This is a genomic window from Chitinimonas sp. BJYL2, from assembly GCF_027257935.1.
GTDB lineage: Bacteria > Pseudomonadota > Gammaproteobacteria > Burkholderiales > Chitinimonadaceae > Chitinimonas.
Genome location: NZ_JANZKW010000006.1, coordinates 165,805 through 183,174 on the forward strand (window position 1 = coordinate 165,805; position 17,370 = coordinate 183,174).

Below are 17,370 nucleotides of genomic sequence, written 5' to 3' on the forward strand. Positions count from 1 at the left end.
ATATCCGGTTGAACAAGGAAACTCCATGCATCGACTCACCCATTACTGGCGCGCGCTGGCCTGCGTGCTGGGCATTGCCGGTCTGCTCGCCGGCTGCAACGTCGAAAGCCTCAAGGGCGATGACGACGACAGCATCCACCCGCAGCTGCGCTTCGTGAACCTGCTGCCTGATCAGGCCAGCGTGCAGGTCGAGCTTGAAGACGCCATCCATCTCGCCTCGCTGGTCTTTGAATCCCCGAGCAGCTACGCCGACAAGGACTGGCAAGGCAGTTACGACGTCGAAGTCAAGACCAGTTCCGGCGCGCTGCTGAATAGCTTCACAATTTCGCCCACGCAGAAGCTGCATCACACGACTTATCTGTTTGGCAGCACCAACAGCATGGGCGGCGCCACACTGGTGGACGAGGCTGTTTCGGTAAACTCGGGCAAGTTCATCGCCCGCACCCTGCTGGCCGCGACCAACCTGCCGGCCTACGATCTTTACATCACCAGCGACAGCACCCTGCTCTCGGACGTGTCGCCCACGGCCTACGCAGCGTCCGTCGGCCAGGCCTCGTCGTGGAGCGACGAGCTCGCTGCAGGCCGCTATCGCGTGCGCCTGACCCAGACTGGCAGCAAGGTCGCGCTGTTCGATAGCAGCGTGGAATTCGCCGCCAACGCGAACTACACCCTGGTGCTCTACAGCCTGGGCAGCGCGCAGCTACCTACGGTGATGCTGATGCAGCCGGGTGAAGGGGGTGGCGTGGTCCTGCGCAATAGCGCAGCACGTTTGCGGCTGGTGCAGGGCAACCCGGATGTGGTCAGCATGCGTGTGGACATCGGCGGCAGCAGCGCCTATCGCACCCTGCCCTTTGGCGTGGTCACCGCCTACGCCCAACGGACGGCGGGCGATCTGGCACTGAATATCGCGGATGAAAACGGCATCGCCGCGAGCAAGGCGGTCTCGGTGCAGCTTGCGGGCGGCAAGGACTACAGCGTATTCCTAATCGGCGATAGCAGCGATAGCCGTGCACGGGTATATGACGATCTCAACCTGGCCGTGACCAGCACCAAGGTGGCAGGGCGCTTCATCAACGCCAGTCTCGATCAGGCCAATGTGGACGCGGTGATGAACTACCAACCACTGGTGTCATCGTTGGCTAATGCGGCCATGTCGGCCAGCATTGATCTCGACGCCATCGCCTATCCGGTCAGCTTCAACGCGGCCACTGGTGGTAGCCTGGCCAGCACCACCACCGATACGCTGACCGCGTCGGCGGCCTATACCTTCGGTCTGCTTGGCCGCGCCGGCAACTACCGGATCGTGAGCTACCTGCGCCATTAAGGCGCGCACTCGGGACGGCGGGCAATGCCCGCCCTCCCGCCGGGCACTTTTCCGTGGCACGATGGTCATCTGACTTCCTGTACTGTATCGCCCGACATGCCCCGAAAATACCTGCGCCGCTGGTTACCCGATCGCGAATCCCTGGACCGCAATGCCTTCATGCGTCGTTGCGGGCCTTGGCTGTCCCATCCGAACCTGTGGCATCTGAATCGTCATTCAGTCGCGGGCGGGCTGGCCGTTGGCCTCGCGTGCAGCCTGGTACCGGGGCCGTTCCAGATGCTTAGCGCAACGCTCTTGTCGATTGTCTGCCGGGTCAATCTGCCGGTTGCCATTGCCGGCACCTTTGTCAGTAACCCGGTCACTATCGTGCCCATGTATCTGGTGGCATTCGGACTGGGGCGACTGGTCACCGGCAGCGTGGACGAAAACGCCGTGATTCCCGATGCCCCGGTCACCAACTGGGGTGATCTGGGACAGACCGCCATGGCCTGGGTGGACTGGATGCTGGCGCTGGGCACGCCGCTGGCTGTCGGCATCGTGCTGCTCGCCATCCTGCTGGCGCTGGCCGGCTACGGGGCCGTGCAGCTAGGCTGGCGCGGCCACGTGCTGCTGGCATTGCGGGAACGTCGCCGGCGCTGCAGCGCACGCGCCTGAGCAAACCGGGCTATCTCGAACGCTGCGCCCGTATCCACGCCTCCACATCGCGGTTGACCTGGCCGCTGCGCAGTTCGTCTGCCAGCGCGGCTTCAAAGCGGAGTCTCAAGGGCGTGTCCTTGTGCCAGCGCGACAAGATCACATGGAGGCCGTGCCGCGGTACACCGTCCATTTCCACCGGCATCGGCATGTAGGCGAACTTGTCGCGCAGCCCGGGCAAGGCGGTGTTGATCACGGTGAGGCCCACCAACTCGTCCTGCGGCACAAAGTCCACGCGGTTGGCGGCCAATACCTTGAAGGCGGCGGCTTCATCATTGGTGTAGATCACCTCCCCCTTGGCACGCTGCAAGGCAGATTCCCACCAATAGCCATGCGGCGAAGCAATCCGGTATCGGGGTAGATCGGCAAAGGTTTTCGGCGGTTGCTTGCTGGCATCGCTGCCCTTGAGATGGAACAGCACCGAACGATCCTGATAGATAGCCTCGCTGAAGTCATAACGGGCCGAGCGCTCCGGTGTTTGCACATACGGCAGACCGGCCATCACTACCCCATCCGCCACCAGGCGCTCCACCAGCGGCCAGCTGACCATGCGCCACTCCACGGCCACCCCCATGCGCGCGGCCGTCCGCTCGATCAGCGAGCCAAGCAAACCATGATTGGGCATGGCCGCAGACACATAGGGCGGCCAATCACCCGTGGCTATCTGCAAGCGTTCTCGCGTGTCGGCAAAACAGGCGCTGCCTGCAAACAGCAGGCACAGGCCGATTCCCAAGAAATGTCGCCTCATGGCCGCTCCATGTGATCAGGGTTCAGCCGCTGCACTGATACGCGCCTTCACATAGCGCCCCGGTGCGTCCTCGATTGCCGCCAACCCACCCTCACCGGGCTGGCGCGCCGCTACCGGCTTACCCCGATAAGGCGTGAGCCACTGATCCCAATCCACCCACCACGAGCCTTCATGGGCTGTGCTGCCGGCCAGCCATGCATCGGGCGTGGTTGGCAAGTCCGGGTTGGTGGCATAACCGTACTTGTTGGCGGCCGGCGGATTGACGATACCGGCAATATGGCCCGAACCACCGAGCACGAAGCGCACTTTGCCGCCAAACAGGCGGGCGCCAGCGTAGGTGGATGTCCACGGTGCGATATGGTCCTCGCGGGCCGAGATGAAATACGCGGGCGTGTCGATCAAGCGCAGATCGATCGGTACACCGTTGAGCGTGACACCACCGGGGCGCACCAGCGCATTCTCCAGATACATCTTGCGCAGGTAGAAACCATGCATCGCGGCCGGCATGCGGGTCGAATCACAGTTCCAGTACAGCAGATCGAACGGCATGGGCTCACGGCCCAGCAGGTAGTTATTGACCACGAAGCTCCAGATCAGGTCATTCTCGCGGAGCAGGTTGAACACACCGGCCATCTGGTGGCCTTCAAGCACACCATGCTCGTCCATATAGGCCTCGATGCCGGCAATCTGCGCCTCATCGATGAATACTCCCAGCTCACCCGGTGCGCTGAAATCCAGCATGGTAGTAAAGAGCGTGGCTGAGGCAATCCGCTTGGCCGGGTAACGCTTGTCACGGCCTGTCGCCATATAGGCCAGCGTCGCCGAAAGCAGCGTGCCACCTATGCAATAGGCGGCTGCGTTCACGGCCTTTTCGCCCGTGGCAGCCTCGATGGCATCCAGCGCAGCCAGCGGGCCCTCCAGCATATAGTTCTCGAAGCCCTTGTCGCGGAGGCTGGCGTCAGGGTTGACCCAGCTGATCACAAACACCGTGTAGCCCTGCCCAACCAGCCAGGCAATCAGCGAATTCTTGGGTTTGAGATCCAGGATGTAGAACTTGTTGATCCAAGGCGGCACGATCAGTAGCGGTACCTTGTGTACCTTCTCGGTCGTGGGCGCATACTGGATCAACTGCATCAGGGCGTTCTCGTAGACCACCTTGCCGGGCGTAATGGCAATGTTCTCGCCGGGCTTGAAGGCATCCAGATCAGTCATGCGCGGCATCAAACGGCCGCCGTTACGATGCAGGTCATCCAGCAGATGGCCAAAGCCACGAATCAGGTTCTCGCCGCCACTTTCCAGTGTGGCCTTGATGGCCGCCGGGTTGGTGGCAAGAAAGTTCGTGGGGGCCAGCGCATCAACAAACTGGCGGGTATAGAAGGCCACCTGCTGCGTGGTTTTGTCATCCAGTCCGTCCACACCGGCCACGCCCTCCTGCAGGTGGCGCGAGGCGAGCAGATAGGCCTCCTTCACGAAGGCAAACACCTGGTTGCTGACCCAGAGCTCGTCCTTGAAGCGCTTGTCCACCACCGGCGTATTCGGCAGATCTTCGCCAAACCAGAAGTGCCGCCAGCTCGCCTGCGCCAGTTCGGCATAGCTCTGCCAGAACGCCCATTGCGCCTGCAGCATCGGTTCGGGACGCTCCAGTACCACGCGCCAGAGCGCTTCGAAGGCACGCTGCACACTGCGTGGATCCGGAATCTGGATATCGGACGGGCGATGAGCAGCTTGCGCGATCTGCGACTGCACCAGTTGCTGCCAGTTTGCGGCCAGCTCACCCAGCTGGCTGAAGCGATCGGGGGCTTGAGGCATGTTGTCTCCTTATCAAGGCAGTGTAGTGCGCATTCGCCCTCGCCAAAGGTTCAAATCAATCGATGTTCTTGTTGATGTTTTTCCGCTATCACCGCGTCAGTGCATTACAGATACTGAAGGTATTGCGTGAAGGAATCTGATCATGAGCACCCTGCCTACCCTGTTCATTTCTCATGGCTCGCCCATGCTGGCACTGGATGCCGGCCTCACCGGCCAAGCATGGGCACGGATTGCGGCAAGCCTGCCCAGACCCCGTGCCATCGTGGTCGCCTCGGCGCACTGGCTGACACGCCAGGCGGCGGTCAGTACAACGGCCGCACCCACGACCATCCACGATTTTCATGGTTTCCCCCAGCCTCTGTTTGCCCTGCGCTACGAACCGCCCGGTGCACCTGCCCTTGCCAGAGATGCAGCGGACTTGCTGGTACAGGCGGGTTTTGATACTGCCATCGATACAGACCGCGGTCTCGATCACGGTGCCTGGGTGCCCCTCGGGAATATGTACCCGGAGGCCGCTATCCCGACTTTCCAGCTCGCCATCCAGCCACAGGCTTCGCCTGAACATCACTGGCGTATGGGGCTTGCCCTGTCGAGCCTGCGCCATGAAGGTGTGCTGGTCATCGGCTCAGGCAGCCTGACCCACAATTTGCGTGAGCTGGTCTGGGATATCCCAGAGAACGACGCCGCGCACGATTACGTGCCGGCATTCCGTGACTGGGTGGCGGATCGGGTCCAAGCCGGCGATATCGCCGGGCTGCTCGACTATCGCCAGCAGGCACCGGGAGCACACCGCGCACACCCGACGGACGAGCACTGGCTACCGTTCTATGTGGCGCTAGGCGCTGCCGGTGAGCACAGCCGCAGCGAGCGGATCCATAGCGGGATTACCCATGGTGGCCTGGTGATGGACGTATATCAATTCAGCTGAAGCGCGCAGAATCTGCCGCGACCTTACCTCATATCGCAGATTGACAACCAAGCGCTTGCTTTGCAAACTGCCAATACTTCGATGCCGAGCACGCGCCCATGAAAGCCACCACATTCCGCCACCTGATCAATTTGTGGCCCCCATTCCTGCTCACCGGCATCCATGCTGACCATGTCAGCCACGATTACCGCGAGGCGGATGTCCGCCTCACGCTGCGCTGGTACAACCGGAACTATGTCGGTACCCACTTCGGTGGCAGCTTGTTTGCCATGACCGACCCTTGGTACATGTTGATGCTGATGCAGATTCTCGGCCGCGAGTATTTTGTCTGGGATCAAAGTGCCAAGATTGAGTTCCTCGCCCCCGGCAAAGGCGTGGTCAAGGCTCGGTTCCGTATCGACGATGCGGCCCTGGCCCAGATTTACGCCGCCACGGCGGATGGCGACAAGTACCTGCCCGATTTCGTGGTGGACATCACCGACGCGCAGGACAAGGTGGTCGCCCGCGTTACCAAGACGGTCTATATCCGCAAAAAACCGGCACATCGCTGATACCGCATCTGGCAGGCCAGCCCGCTGGCCTTACCCTGCGCCGGCTGGCCACGCAGAGTTGCGCTGGCTGGCGCCCTACCTTGATCCCATTACCATCACACGGCTGGGCGCCCCGCCATACACTTGGGGTGGCTGCGCGGATCCATCCCGGCGACAAGCTGCAGTTCGCGCCCGCCTGCCGCCATTCGCGCCACAAGCCGTCGATTCCCGTCGCCATCATGTCGATTCGTCTCAAGCCACGGTAAGCGTACCGACGGCGCACCATCATGCCCCCATCAACCCCAACGATGGAGTGCACGATGAAAGCCCTGACCCTCACCACCCTGATCCTGCTTGCCAGCCAAGCTACGGCGGCCGAATTGCGGATAGACATCGCCGGCCTGCAAACCCGCGAAGGTAGCGTGCTGGTGGCCGCTTATGACCAAGCCGAAGGCTTTCTGAAAAAGCCGGTCGCCTATGCATTGGCCGACGCGACCAACCCTCAGCCGCAAGCCGTGTTCGCCAACCTGCCTGCGGGTGACTACGCCATCTCCCTGTTCCATGACATCAACGGCAACCGCAAGCTGGACAAGAATCTGGTGGGCATGCCGACCGAGCCCTACGGCTTTTCCAACGATGCTGCAGGTCAGTTTGGTCCACCCAGCTTCGAGCAGGCGCGCCTGAGCCTGCCCGATAACGGCAAGACGATTGCGATCACGCTGCGCTAAGGCGCCGCCATCGCCCCCCTCTGCCAACTGGCCCCCCGAGCACCTGTCACCCAAGGAGAAGTCCATGAGCACCCAAGACCTAGATAGCCTGCGCCGCCGCGCCGAAGCACGTATCAATGCCCGGCTGAAGTTCTATGCCAATGCCGGTACCTTTGCGGCGGTAAGTCTTTTTCTGATGGCCTTGAACTGGTGGCTCGAAGGCCGTATCACCTGGGCCGTCTGGCCGGTGATGGGGATGACCTTGGGTTTGACCTTCCAGGCCATCCATCTGTGGCTGCGTACCGATCTGCTGCGCGAAGGGATGATCGAGCGCGAGATGCAAAAGCTGCGGGAAGGAAAGTAAATCATGGACCGTCGTACTTTCCTGGCCCGCAGTTTGCTCGGCGCCGCGATACCTGGTCTGGCACAGGCGAACCCAAGTGGTACCTGGCAAGATTTCCATGCCCGTATCTCTCAGAATCCGCGTCTGCTGGCATTGCGTGGTGTCGAGCACGATATGCTGGCGGCCGAGGCCAGTATCGAAGGCCGGTGGCCCCAAGCACTTTCAGGCGTGTTCTACCGTAACGGCCCCGCCCGCTTCGAACGCAATGGCGAGCGCTATGAACACTGGTTTGACGGCGATGGCATGGCACACGCATGGCGCATTGCCGAGGGTCGGATCAGCCACACAGGCCGGATGGTGGCGACGCGCAAGTATCGCGAGGAAAGCACCGCAGGGCAGTTCCTGTTCCCGAGCTTTGGCAGCAGCATTCAGCGTCGACCCGTCGCCAACAACGACACATTGAATACAGCCAATACCAATCTGCTGCCTCATGCAGGCAAGCTGTATGCACTCTGGGAAGGCGGGTCAGCCACCGAACTGGACCCGGCCACGCTCGCCACGCGCGGCATCAAGACCTGGCGCCCCGATCTCGCTGCAATGCCTTTCTCCGCGCATCCCAAGGTCGAACCATCGGGCGATCTGTGGAACTTTGGCGCCATGCCCGGTTCCAGCAAGCTGGTACTCTGGCACATCAAGCCCGATGGCAGCTTCGGGCGCGTAGGCCTGCTGGATATACCGCATCTGGCCATGGTGCATGATTTTGTGGTCACCGAGCGCTATCTGGTTTTCCTGGTCCCGCCGTTCCGGCTCGCACCGAAGCCCGGCGAGAGCTTTCTGGCAGCACATCGCTGGCAAGCAGATGGGGCGCTTCGCGCAGTGGTGGTCAACAAGGCGGATTTCAGCCTGCGCCGCATCATTGAAATGCCGGCAGCGATGTTGTTCCACTTCGGCAATGCCTGGGACACGCGCGACCATGTGCATCTGGATGTCTGCCTGTATAAGGACGGCAGCGTGCTCAGCGACATGGCCGGTGCCATGCGGGGCGAGCGTAGCGCCAAGCCCATTCGCGCGCGCGGTAGCCTGCTGACACTGGATCTCGTCGCGGGCAATGCCCGCGAGGACCATCTGCTGGTCGGCACCGAATTTCCGCGTGTCAACGAGGAGTGGGTCGGTCGGCGCCACAAGCAGGTCTATGTGCTGACAGACCGCCCCGGCGATGAAAGCCTCACTGGCATAGCCCGCCTCGATCTGGACTCGGGCGGGATTGATCAATACCACTTCGGCAAGGACTGGATCGTGGAGGAACACGTGCCCGTCACTCGGCCAGATGGGAAAGGCAGCTGGCTGATCGGCCCCGCTTTTGACATACGCCGCAGACAAACCGTGCTGCATGTATTCGATGCCGCCCGGCTTTCCGCCGGTCCGATCGCGTTGGCCCGACTGCCTCGTGCAGTACCGCTGGGTTTTCACGGCAACTTTCTGAAGGCATGATCATGGCCACGATGACCTCGACCCGCACCCGAGCCACCCTCACCACCGCTACGGCCAGTGATCCGAACAACTGGCATCCGCTGGAGATCATCTTCCCGGTATTCCGGCGTTGGCCGAGCACTCGCGCACGCGATCTGCTCTACACGCTGATCTGGAACATGCTGTTATGGGCAGCAATTTCCGCTGTCGTCCTGATGACAGGCTCGCCCAAGGATCTGGGTCGCTTCCTGTGGGTCAACTTTGTCATCACCCAGTCAGTAGGCTTCACCATTCACCTCCTGTTTGAAGTCGGCAACTACTTGCTCGGCAAGCAGGTCGCCCAATCGCGCGGTGCTGTCCGTGCCCTGTATTTCATTGCCATCCCGGTCACGGGTGTATTTGTCGGCTACACCCTGGCTTTTGTCATGCTCGATCTCAAAGGCGCGATCACCTGGCTCTACAGCTCACGCGGTGCGCGCAGTGTGGCGATTGCCTCGCTGATCATCTCGGCCATCCTCGCCACCATCACCACCATGCGCGCCAAACAGAGTGCAGCCGAAGCCGCTCTTGCCCAAGAGCGCCAGCGCACCATCGATGCCGAGCGTCGTGCACTCGAAGCCCAGTTGCGCATGTTGCAAGCCCAGATCGAACCGCACTTCCTTTACAACACCCTGGGCAATGCTGTCGGTCTGATCGACCCTGCACCCGACAAAGCCCGCATCCTGCTCGAACGCTTGATCGACTATCTCCGCAGCACACTCAGTGCCAGCCGCGAGGACACAGCACCACTGGAACGCGAACTGGCCAGTGTGCGTGCCTATCTGGAGCTGATGCAGGTACGCATGGGTGACCGCCTGCGCTTCTCGCTGGATTACCCGGAGGCGCTGACGCACGCCTGCCTGCCACCCATGTTGCTGCAACCGGTGGTGGAAAATGCGATCCAGCACGGGCTGGAGCCCAAGATCGACGGTGGCACTATCCGTATCGAAGCCACTCAGCAAGATGCCATGCTGCGCATCCAGATCACCGATACCGGCATTGGCTTTCAACCCGGCGCCCGGCCGCGGCCAGGCGGCGGTATTGGTCTTGCCAATCTGCGCGAACGGTTGGCCACGCTCTATGGCACAGATGCCAGGCTGACGATCACCGATCATTCACCCAGCGGCGTGTGCGTTACGCTGCATTTGCCCCTTACCTACTGCTGATGACTGCTCCCACCGCCCTGATCGCCGACGATGAAACCGCGCTGGCCGACTATCTCAAAGCGCAGCTCGCCGACGTATGGCCCGAGCTGCGCGTTGTCGGCATGGCCCACAACGGTGTGGATGCATTGCGCCTGATTGACGAACTGGCACCCGACTATGCATTTCTGGATATCCGCATGCCCGGACTGAGCGGCCTGGATGTGGCAGGCAAGCTGGCCGGCAGCGATGCCGCACCGCAGATCGTATTCATCACCGCTTACGATCAATACGCTGTCGACGCCTTCGAGCGAGAGGCGGTGGACTATCTGCTCAAGCCGGCCAGTCTGGATCGCCTGCGCCAGACCGTAACCCGGCTGCAACGCGCTGCCAGCGAGATGGCAGCCGCACCGGCGGCCAGACCGGACGCCGAATTACTGAGCAAGCTCGCCGGGCTGCTTGGCGGCGGCGTTCCCAGCAACCGGCTTGAGTGGATACGCGCCGCCCATGGCAACGAAACCCGGCTGATCGCGGTGGATGAAGTGATCTACTTTGAAGCACGCGACAAATACGTGAGCGTATTCACCGCCGATGCCGAATCGCTGATCCGCACCCCGCTGAAGGAACTGCTCGACGGACTCGACCCCGCCAAGTTCTGGCAAATCCACCGGGGCACGATTGTTGCGGCCCGGCACATCGCCGGCACGGTGCGCGATTTCCGTGGTCGCACGCTAGTCAAACTGAAAACGCGGCCCGATCAGTTGGTGGTGAGCCGCGCTTATCTGCATTTGTTCCGGCAGATGTAGCCCGCCCCAAGCAAGACCGTTTGCCTCATCGGTTGCCGGGCCGCACGTAACGCTAGCGCCACCTGTGGCCACAGGAAACCTCAGGTGAGCTTGCGGAGCTGGAATGCACGCAGATTGAGTGCCTGCCAGTAACACCCTACGAGTCCCAGACCGGCGCCGCGCGCCAGGGCACTCAAGCGTGGTTCGGACACAGGGAACACGCTATCGCGCAGCCGCGCAAAATCTTCGGCCACGCGTTCCACCGCACGACCGCTTGCCTGCTGCTGCCCCATCCACACACGCATACCCTGCTCGAACACCGGCTCGCCCGGAGCCCCCGTCAGATCAGCGAGCAGACACACGCCGCCAGCCTTGAGCCTGCTGGCCAGCGCCTTGAGGAACTGTGCCTTGCCGCCATCATCCGGTACGAAATGCATGACCAGCAACGCCAAGGCGGCATCATGCAGCTCGGTTGTCTTCTCCTCACCCAAACGATCCGGCAACAAGGTGATGCGATCCGCCAAGCCCTTTGATGACCAATGGGCCAAGGCCAGCGTATTCATGGCTTCGGCAGGCTCTACGGCTGTGAAGCGCCAGCAGGGCATCTGTGTACCGAGGCGGGTGATCTCTTCTCCGGTACCACTGCCGGCAACCAGTATGTTGGCCGTTTCGGGCAGCAGGCTGGCGAGCAACTGGGCGCTGAGAGTGTGCAGCAGCTCATAGCCCGGGATCAGCTCACGGATCTTACGCTCGTAGGCAGCAGCGTGGCGCGTATCGTAGATCACGCCCGGGGGAGATGCGGGTGTTGTCATAAGCCGTGACCAAGTGTGCAAACCTGCACTCTAGCGAGGGGTGGGGCAGGCGTCATCCGTGTCGCTTCTCCATCTTGCACTCGTAGGTCAGGATGACTTCGCCATCGGTATCGCAACTTTCCAGTCTCACCGTAAACCCCCATAGCCGGCTGATGTGCTTGAGTACCTCGTGCACGGTATTGGCCAAGGGGCGGCGCTGGTGCTGCACGTGGCGTAACGTGAGCGAGCGATCCCCACGGGTATTCACTTCCCAGACCTGGATATTGGGTTCGCGGTTGCCAAGGTTGTACTGATCGGCAAGCTTGCGGCGTATGTCCCGATAGCCCTCATCGTTATGAATGGCACTGACCTCCAACTGGGCCTCAGCATCATCATCGCGGACGGCAAACAGGCGGAAATCACGGATCAGCTTGGGTGAGAGATACTGGGCGATAAAGCTCTCATCCTTGAAATTGCGCATCGCAAATTCCAGAGCTGGCCGCCAGGGTGTGCCGGCCAGATCGGGAAACCAGTCACGATCCTCCTGGGTGGGGTTCTCGCAGATGCGCTTGATGTCGGTATACATGGCAAACCCCAGCGCATAAGGGTTGATGCCCGAGTACCAGCGACTGGTTACTGGCGGCTGGTAGACCACATTCGTATGCGAGTGCAGGAATTCCATGATCGCGCCATCCGAGAGCAAGCCCTCGTCGTACAGCCGGTTCATGATCGTGTAGTGCCAGAAAGTGGCCCAGCCTTCATTCATGACCTGCGTTTGCCGCTGCGGATAGAAATACTGCGCAACCTTGCGGACGATGCGCACCAGTTCACGCTGCCAGGGTTCCAGCAGCGGGGCGAATTTTTCGATGAAGTAGAGCAGGTTCTCCTGAGGCTCGGGCGGAAAACGCCGGGCCTCGGCAACTTCGGCCTCCTCGCTGCGTCTTGGCAGGGTGCGCCATAGTTCATTCACTTGGCTTTGCGCATAGGCTTCCCGCTCGGTCTGACGGATACGCTCCTCGTCAGCAGAGAGCTTGGGGGGGCGCTTATAGCGGTCTACCCCATAGTTCATCAGCGCGTGGCAGCTATCGAGCAGCTCTTCGACCGCATCGACACCGTGGCGCTCTTCACACTGGCGTATGTAGTTCCGTGCGAACACGAGGTAATCGATGATGGCCGAGGCATCAGTCCAGGCACGGAACAGGTAGTTGCCCTTGAAGAAGCTGTTATGCCCGAAGGCGGCGTGAGCCATGACCAATGCCTGCATGGTGATGGAGTTCTCCTCCATCAGATAGGCAATGCAGGGATTGGAATTGATGACGATCTCGTATGCCAGCCCCATCTGGCCGCGCTTGTAGCCTTTTTCGGTTTGGAGGAAGTGCTTGCCGTAGCTCCAGTGGTGATACATGACTGGCATGCCCACACTGGCGTAGGCATCCATCATCTGTTCGGCAGTGATGATTTCTAGCTGGTTGGGGTAGGTATCAAGCTCGAACTCGCGAGCGACGCGCTCGATCTCGCGGTAATACGCATCGATGAGCTCGAATGTCCACTCGGAACCCGTGGACAGGGGCTTGCGCGCACGGCTGGCGCGTTTGCGCTTGGCACTGCTGGGCGTGACCATGATGCTGTTCATGCGTGGCTCGCATTCTTCTTGAACAGGTCGCGAAACACCGGGTAGATATCGGCCGGTGACTGGATCTTGCGCATGGCAAACTGCGGGTGAGCTTCGCTGACTTTTTCGTACTCCATCCAGAGGTTCTGGGGCTCGCCGTCGGTGATCTCGATGTACGCGTAGTACTGCACCAGAGGCATGATGTGATTGGAGAGCAAATCGCGGCACACCACCGAATCGCTATCCCAGTTATCGCCATCGCTGGCCTGAGCGATGTAAATGTTCCAGTCATTGGTCGGATAGCGCTTGGTGATGATTTCATCGACCAGCTTCAGGGCGGAGCTGACCACCGTGCCACCTGTATCCCGCGCGTGGAAGAAATCGTGCTCGTTAACCTCGGCCGCTTGCGTGTGGTGGCGTACGAACACGACCTCGATCTTTTCGTAGGCGCGGATCAGGAAGAGATAGAGGAGGATGAAGAACCGCTTGGCGGTATCCTTTTTCTGCTCATCCATCGATCCGGATACATCCATCACGCAGAACATCACCGCCTGGGTATGCGGCCTGGGCTGTTTGACGCGATTGCTGTAGCGCAGATCGAAGGGGTCGATAAACGGAATCCCGAGTATCCGCGTCTTGAGCAGACGGATTTCCTCGCGCAGTGCCTGAACCTCCGGGTCATCATCGTCGCGACGCTCCAGCAGCATATCGAGCTCTTCGCGGGCTTCATTGAGCCTGGCCATCGGCCCGGCCGTGAGCGCAATCCGTCGTCCCAGTGCGCCCTTGAGCGAGCGCACGACATCGATATTGGAAGGAGTCCCCTCGGTACTGTAACCGGCGCGTACATGCTTGAAGGCCTGCGTGGCAGTAAGCTGGGTTTTGATCAGATTGGGTAGCTCGAGATCCTCAAAGAAGAAATTGAGGAACTCCTCGCGGCTCAGCTCAAAGACAAAATCGTCCTCTCCCTCGCCGTCTTCCGAGGCTTTGCCCGAACCGCCCCCCCCGCCACCTTGTTCAGGTCGGTCGATGCGGTCACCCGCCTGATACTCCCGGTTGCCCGGATGCACGTTCTCCCACACACCTCCGTGGGCATGACCGAATACAGGCTCCGAAACATCTTTGACCGGGATCGAGACTTTCTCGCCGCTATCGATATCGGTGATGGAGCGGCCCTTCACCGCCCGCGTCACTGCTTCTTTGATCTGGCCGCGAAAACGCCGGAGAAACCGCTCGCGGTTGATCGCGGATTTGTTCTTGCCGTTAAGCCTTCTGTCGATCAGGTGGGCCATGCCGCGCTCCGCGCGAGTGAGGGGTAAGGCGTAAGGTGTGAGGTGACGGTGTGCCAGCTCACAGCATCCATCACCGCCACATCGCCCAGCAGGGCAGCGTGCCCCTCTCTCCTCACGCTGCCCTCCTCACGTTTCTTTAAGACGACTTGCGCACCCTCAGGTACCAGTCGCACAGCAGGCGAACCTGCTTGGCCGTATAGCCCTTGGCAACCATGCGATTGACGAAGTCTTCGTGCTTTTTAGCATCCTCATTACTGGATTTGGCATTGAAGGAAATCACCGGCAGCAACTCTTCGGTATTGGAGAACATCTTTTTCTCGATCACCGCGCGCAGCTTTTCGTAGCTGGTCCAGGTCGGGTTCTTGCCAGCATTATTGGCGCGCGCCCTCAGCACGAAATTGACAATCTCGTTGCGGAAATCCTTGGGATTGGAAATGCCAGCGGGCTTCTCGATCTTCTCCAGTTCGTTATTGAGCGAGTTGCGATCAAAACTCTCTCCGGTATCCGGATCACGGTATTCCTGATCCTGTATCCAGAAATCCGCAAAGGTTACGTAGCGGTCAAAAATGTTCTGGCCATACTCGGAATAGCTTTCGAGATACGCCGTCTGGATTTCCTTGCCGATGAACTCAACATAGCGCCCGGCCAGATACTCCTTGATATACGCGAGATAACGCTGCTCAACCTCGGGCGCAAACTGCTCACGTTCCACCTGCTGCTCAAGTACATACAGCAAATGCACAGGATTGGCGGCAACCTCTGTGTGATCAAAGTTGAAAACCTTGGACAGTATCTTGAATGCCCAGCGCGTCGACAGACCATCCATACCCTCGTCCACACCGGCAAAGTCGCGATACTCTTGTATCGACTTGGCCTTGGGGTCGGTGTCCTTGAGGTTCTCGCCGTCATAGACCTGCATCTTGGAAAAGATGCTGGAATTTTCAGGATCTTTAAGGCGCGACAGCACCGAGAATTGCGCCATCATCTTCAGCGTACCCGGGGCACAGGGCGCCTGAGCCAAGGAAGAGCTGCGTACGAGCTTCTCGTAGATCTTCACTTCCTCGCTGACACGCAGGCAATACGGCACTTTCACGATATAAATGCGATCGAGGAAAGCTTCGTTATTCTTGTTGTTCTTGAACTGCTTCCACTCCGATTCATTGCTGTGCGCAAGCACCACGCCATCGAACGGAATCGCGCCAAAGCCTTCCGTACCTTTGAAGTTGCTTTCCTGTGTGGCCGTCAGCAGCGGGTGCAGCACCTTGATCGGTGCTTTGAACATCTCGACAAACTCAAGCAACCCTTGGTTGGCGAGGCACAAACCGCCCGAGTAGCTATAGGCATCCGGGTCGTCCTGCGCGTACTTCTCAAGCTTGCGGATATCGACCTTGCCCGTCAGAGAGGAGATATCCTGATTATTCTCGTCGCCAGGCTCGGTCTTGGAGATGGCAATCTGCTTGAGCACTGAGGGGTAGCGGCGCACCACGCGGAACTGATCTATGTCGCCATTGAACTCCTGCAGACGCTTGACCGCCCACGGGCTGGGTATGCACTTGAGATAACGACGCGGAATTCCGTACTGCTCCTCAAGTATCGGGCCATCTTCGTCCGCATTGAACAACCCCAGCGGAGACTCATTCACCGGGCTGCCCTTGATGCAGTAGAACGGCACCCGCTCCATCAGCTCCTTGAGCTTCTCTGCAATCGATGACTTGCCACCCCCTACCGGTCCCAGCAAGTACAGGATCTGCTTCTTTTCTTCGAGCCCCTGCGCTGCATGGCGAAAGTACGCCACTACCTGCTCGATGACTTCTTCCGTGCCGTAAAAATCACGGAAGGCCGGGTACACACGGATCATCTTGTTGGAGAACACGCGCGACAAACGGGTGTCGTTGCGTGTATCCACCATCTCGGGCTCGCCAATAGCCTTGAGCATGCGTTCCGCCGCAGTGGCGTAGGCCGCCGGCTCGCGTTTGCAGAGATCCAGATACTCGCGGAGGCTCATTTCCTCCTCGCGAGTTCGTTCGTAGCGATTGCTGAAGTTGGCGAAGATATCCATAGCGAGCCCTCTTTCATACGAATCGAACATCGACACAAGCTTTGGAGCAGCGGCACCACAAAAGTTCGCAACAAACTGCAAAGTGGTGCGGGCTACTGATTCCGGTATAGCACACGCGGCATCCCGCCCGGAGAATGTTCGGATTCGTTGTACAGACGGCACGTGAGCCGGAGGGATGGCTTGCAAAGAGAACGAGTATTCTCTAAATTCGGAGAACCAGAGTTCTCCAGGCGTCGCCATGAGCAATACCGAACGTGATATCGATTACCTGAACCGCTTGCAGGATTACTACGCCAAGGAGCGCTGCCTGCCCTCGTACTCACGACTGATGGACCTGCTCGGCTTTGCCAGCAAGTCCGCGGTCTCCAAGCTGCTTGGGCGTTTGCAGAGCAACGGCTTCATCTCGCGCACGAGCGATGGCGACTGGGCACCCACCGACCGTTTTTTCGAGCGCACCTTATCCTCGCAACCCGTGCCTGCCGGCATGCCTGTTGCCGCGCGGGATGTAGGCAGCGATACCTTTGCCATTGATCAATACCTGATCTCGCATCCATCGAGCACCCATCTGATCCCCGTGAAGGGAGATTCAATGATCGATGCCGGTATTCACCCGGGGGATGTGGCTGTCGTTGAGCGCAGGAGTAGTGCCAATCTGGGCGATGTAGTCGTCGCCATCGTTGATGACGAGTTCACGCTCAAAACACTGGGTAAAGAAAAAGGCCAGTATGTGCTGCTACCCGCCAACCCTGCCTACCCGGTCATTCGGCCACAAGGCACGCTGGAAATATTCGGCGTGATGGTGGGCTTGGTGCGTAAGTACCGATGACAGCCCAAGGCGTGGTTTTCAAATAGAAAAATGCCTCGGCTTCTGCCGAGGCATTTTTCTGGTCCTTACGCTGGCGAACAGCGTCTCCGTCCTTCAGCTTCTGGCGCTGTCGATGTGGGCCATTTGCAGAAGTAGTGAATATCTCTACTCCACAATCTCACATCCCACGTCCCCAAAAGCAAAACCCCCAGTCAGAATACTGACTGGGGGTTTTAAGGGTAGCCTGGCGGTGACCTACTTTCACACGGGAATCCGCACTATCATCGGCGCGGCCT

16 protein-coding genes are annotated in these 17,370 nt (G+C 60.0%); 10 read left to right on the forward strand and 6 right to left on the reverse strand.

The features are described 5' to 3' along the window. Positions 1-25: 25 nt before the first annotated feature. Entirely contained in the window at positions 26-1,324 is a 1,299-nt protein-coding gene (locus tag O9X62_RS15850; protein WP_269533931.1) for a DUF4397 domain-containing protein, read from the forward strand. Between the two features lie 96 nt (positions 1,325-1,420). Beyond that, positions 1,421-1,978, forward strand: coding sequence for a DUF2062 domain-containing protein (locus O9X62_RS15855; RefSeq protein ID WP_269533932.1), 558 nt, complete (start codon positions 1,421-1,423; stop codon positions 1,976-1,978). A gap of 10 nt (positions 1,979-1,988) precedes the next feature. Here the strand turns inward: O9X62_RS15855 and O9X62_RS15860 are convergent, their stop codons facing one another. Beyond that, a complete protein-coding gene (locus O9X62_RS15860; protein WP_269533933.1) occupies positions 1,989-2,765 on the reverse strand; it encodes an ABC transporter substrate-binding protein in 777 nt (258 codons plus the stop codon). A 15-nt stretch (positions 2,766-2,780) separates the two neighbouring features. Continuing rightward, positions 2,781-4,574, reverse strand: coding sequence for an alpha/beta hydrolase (locus O9X62_RS15865; protein WP_269533934.1), 1,794 nt, complete (start codon positions 4,572-4,574; stop codon positions 2,781-2,783). 142 nt (positions 4,575-4,716) lie between these two features. Between O9X62_RS15865 and O9X62_RS15870 the strand changes: the two genes are divergently transcribed. The 7 genes from O9X62_RS15870 to O9X62_RS15900 all read left to right on the forward strand — a co-directional run bounded on the left by O9X62_RS15870 (position 4,717) and on the right by O9X62_RS15900 (position 10,539). Continuing rightward, a complete protein-coding gene (locus O9X62_RS15870) occupies positions 4,717-5,502 on the forward strand; it encodes a dioxygenase (RefSeq protein WP_269533935.1) in 786 nt (261 codons plus the stop codon). Between the two features lie 98 nt (positions 5,503-5,600). Then, positions 5,601-6,053, forward strand: coding sequence for a DUF4442 domain-containing protein (locus O9X62_RS15875; protein WP_269533936.1), 453 nt, complete (start codon positions 5,601-5,603; stop codon positions 6,051-6,053). Positions 6,054-6,352: 299 nt separating this feature from the next. Then, complete coding sequence (locus tag O9X62_RS15880; RefSeq protein ID WP_269533937.1) at positions 6,353-6,760, forward strand: DUF2141 domain-containing protein; 408 nt, start codon at positions 6,353-6,355, stop codon at positions 6,758-6,760. Between the two features lie 64 nt (positions 6,761-6,824). Next, a complete protein-coding gene (locus O9X62_RS15885; RefSeq protein ID WP_269533938.1) occupies positions 6,825-7,103 on the forward strand; it encodes a 2TM domain-containing protein in 279 nt (92 codons plus the stop codon). Positions 7,104-7,106: 3 nt separating this feature from the next. Then, a complete protein-coding gene (locus O9X62_RS15890) occupies positions 7,107-8,573 on the forward strand; it encodes a carotenoid oxygenase family protein (RefSeq protein WP_269533939.1) in 1,467 nt (488 codons plus the stop codon). A 2-nt stretch (positions 8,574-8,575) separates the two neighbouring features. Continuing rightward, complete coding sequence (locus O9X62_RS15895; protein ID WP_269533940.1) at positions 8,576-9,757, forward strand: sensor histidine kinase; 1,182 nt, start codon at positions 8,576-8,578, stop codon at positions 9,755-9,757. Beyond that, a complete protein-coding gene (locus O9X62_RS15900) occupies positions 9,757-10,539 on the forward strand; it encodes a LytTR family DNA-binding domain-containing protein (protein ID WP_269533941.1) in 783 nt (260 codons plus the stop codon). Before O9X62_RS15895 ends, O9X62_RS15900 begins: the two co-directional genes overlap by 1 nt. Before the next feature lie 80 nt (positions 10,540-10,619). On the opposite strand, the gene O9X62_RS15905 is transcribed toward O9X62_RS15900, so the two are convergent. From O9X62_RS15905 to O9X62_RS15920, 4 genes are all read right to left on the reverse strand, one after another. Beyond that, positions 10,620-11,330 carry a class I SAM-dependent methyltransferase gene (locus O9X62_RS15905; RefSeq protein WP_269533942.1) on the reverse strand — a complete coding sequence of 237 codons (711 nt, stop codon included), beginning with the start codon at positions 11,328-11,330 and terminating at the stop codon, positions 10,620-10,622. A gap of 52 nt (positions 11,331-11,382) precedes the next feature. Further along, positions 11,383-12,942: a SpoVR family protein gene (locus O9X62_RS15910; RefSeq protein WP_269533943.1), complete on the reverse strand. Its 1,560-nt coding sequence runs from the start codon at positions 12,940-12,942 to the stop codon at positions 11,383-11,385. After that, positions 12,939-14,210 (reverse strand): YeaH/YhbH family protein, encoded by a 1,272-nt coding sequence (locus tag O9X62_RS15915; RefSeq protein WP_269533944.1) that lies wholly within the window; start codon positions 14,208-14,210, stop codon positions 12,939-12,941. Before O9X62_RS15915 ends, O9X62_RS15910 begins: the two co-directional genes overlap by 4 nt. A 136-nt stretch (positions 14,211-14,346) precedes the next feature. Next, positions 14,347-16,269: a PrkA family serine protein kinase gene (locus O9X62_RS15920; RefSeq protein ID WP_269533945.1), complete on the reverse strand. Its 1,923-nt coding sequence runs from the start codon at positions 16,267-16,269 to the stop codon at positions 14,347-14,349. Positions 16,270-16,507: 238 nt separating this feature from the next. Between O9X62_RS15920 and O9X62_RS15925 the strand changes: the two genes are divergently transcribed. Beyond that, the gene (locus O9X62_RS15925; protein WP_269533946.1) at positions 16,508-17,095 is read left to right on the forward strand and encodes a LexA family transcriptional regulator; all 588 of its coding nucleotides are present in this window, start codon (positions 16,508-16,510) and stop codon (positions 17,093-17,095) included. Positions 17,096-17,370 lie beyond the last annotated feature (275 nt).

What these genes read in the sequence shown, in the direction of transcription:
- O9X62_RS15850 (WP_269533931.1), top strand. Translation starts at nt 26, where the DNA reads ATGCATCGACTCACCCATTACTGGCGCGCGCTGGCCTGCGTGCTGGGC.
- O9X62_RS15855 (WP_269533932.1), top strand. Translation starts at nt 1,421, where the DNA reads ATGCCCCGAAAATACCTGCGCCGCTGGTTACCCGATCGCGAATCCCTG.
- O9X62_RS15860 (WP_269533933.1), bottom strand. Translation starts at nt 2,765, where the DNA reads ATGAGGCGACATTTCTTGGGAATCGGCCTGTGCCTGCTGTTTGCAGGC.
- O9X62_RS15865 (WP_269533934.1), bottom strand. Translation starts at nt 4,574, where the DNA reads ATGCCTCAAGCCCCCGATCGCTTCAGCCAGCTGGGTGAGCTGGCCGCA.
- O9X62_RS15870 (WP_269533935.1), top strand. Translation starts at nt 4,717, where the DNA reads ATGAGCACCCTGCCTACCCTGTTCATTTCTCATGGCTCGCCCATGCTG.
- O9X62_RS15875 (WP_269533936.1), top strand. Translation starts at nt 5,601, where the DNA reads ATGAAAGCCACCACATTCCGCCACCTGATCAATTTGTGGCCCCCATTC.
- O9X62_RS15880 (WP_269533937.1), top strand. Translation starts at nt 6,353, where the DNA reads ATGAAAGCCCTGACCCTCACCACCCTGATCCTGCTTGCCAGCCAAGCT.
- O9X62_RS15885 (WP_269533938.1), top strand. Translation starts at nt 6,825, where the DNA reads ATGAGCACCCAAGACCTAGATAGCCTGCGCCGCCGCGCCGAAGCACGT.
- O9X62_RS15890 (WP_269533939.1), top strand. Translation starts at nt 7,107, where the DNA reads ATGGACCGTCGTACTTTCCTGGCCCGCAGTTTGCTCGGCGCCGCGATA.
- O9X62_RS15895 (WP_269533940.1), top strand. Translation starts at nt 8,576, where the DNA reads ATGGCCACGATGACCTCGACCCGCACCCGAGCCACCCTCACCACCGCT.
- O9X62_RS15900 (WP_269533941.1), top strand. Translation starts at nt 9,757, where the DNA reads ATGACTGCTCCCACCGCCCTGATCGCCGACGATGAAACCGCGCTGGCC.
- O9X62_RS15905 (WP_269533942.1), bottom strand. Translation starts at nt 11,330, where the DNA reads ATGACAACACCCGCATCTCCCCCGGGCGTGATCTACGATACGCGCCAC.
- O9X62_RS15910 (WP_269533943.1), bottom strand. Translation starts at nt 12,942, where the DNA reads ATGAACAGCATCATGGTCACGCCCAGCAGTGCCAAGCGCAAACGCGCC.
- O9X62_RS15915 (WP_269533944.1), bottom strand. Translation starts at nt 14,210, where the DNA reads ATGGCCCACCTGATCGACAGAAGGCTTAACGGCAAGAACAAATCCGCG.
- O9X62_RS15920 (WP_269533945.1), bottom strand. Translation starts at nt 16,269, where the DNA reads ATGGATATCTTCGCCAACTTCAGCAATCGCTACGAACGAACTCGCGAG.
- O9X62_RS15925 (WP_269533946.1), top strand. Translation starts at nt 16,508, where the DNA reads ATGAGCAATACCGAACGTGATATCGATTACCTGAACCGCTTGCAGGAT.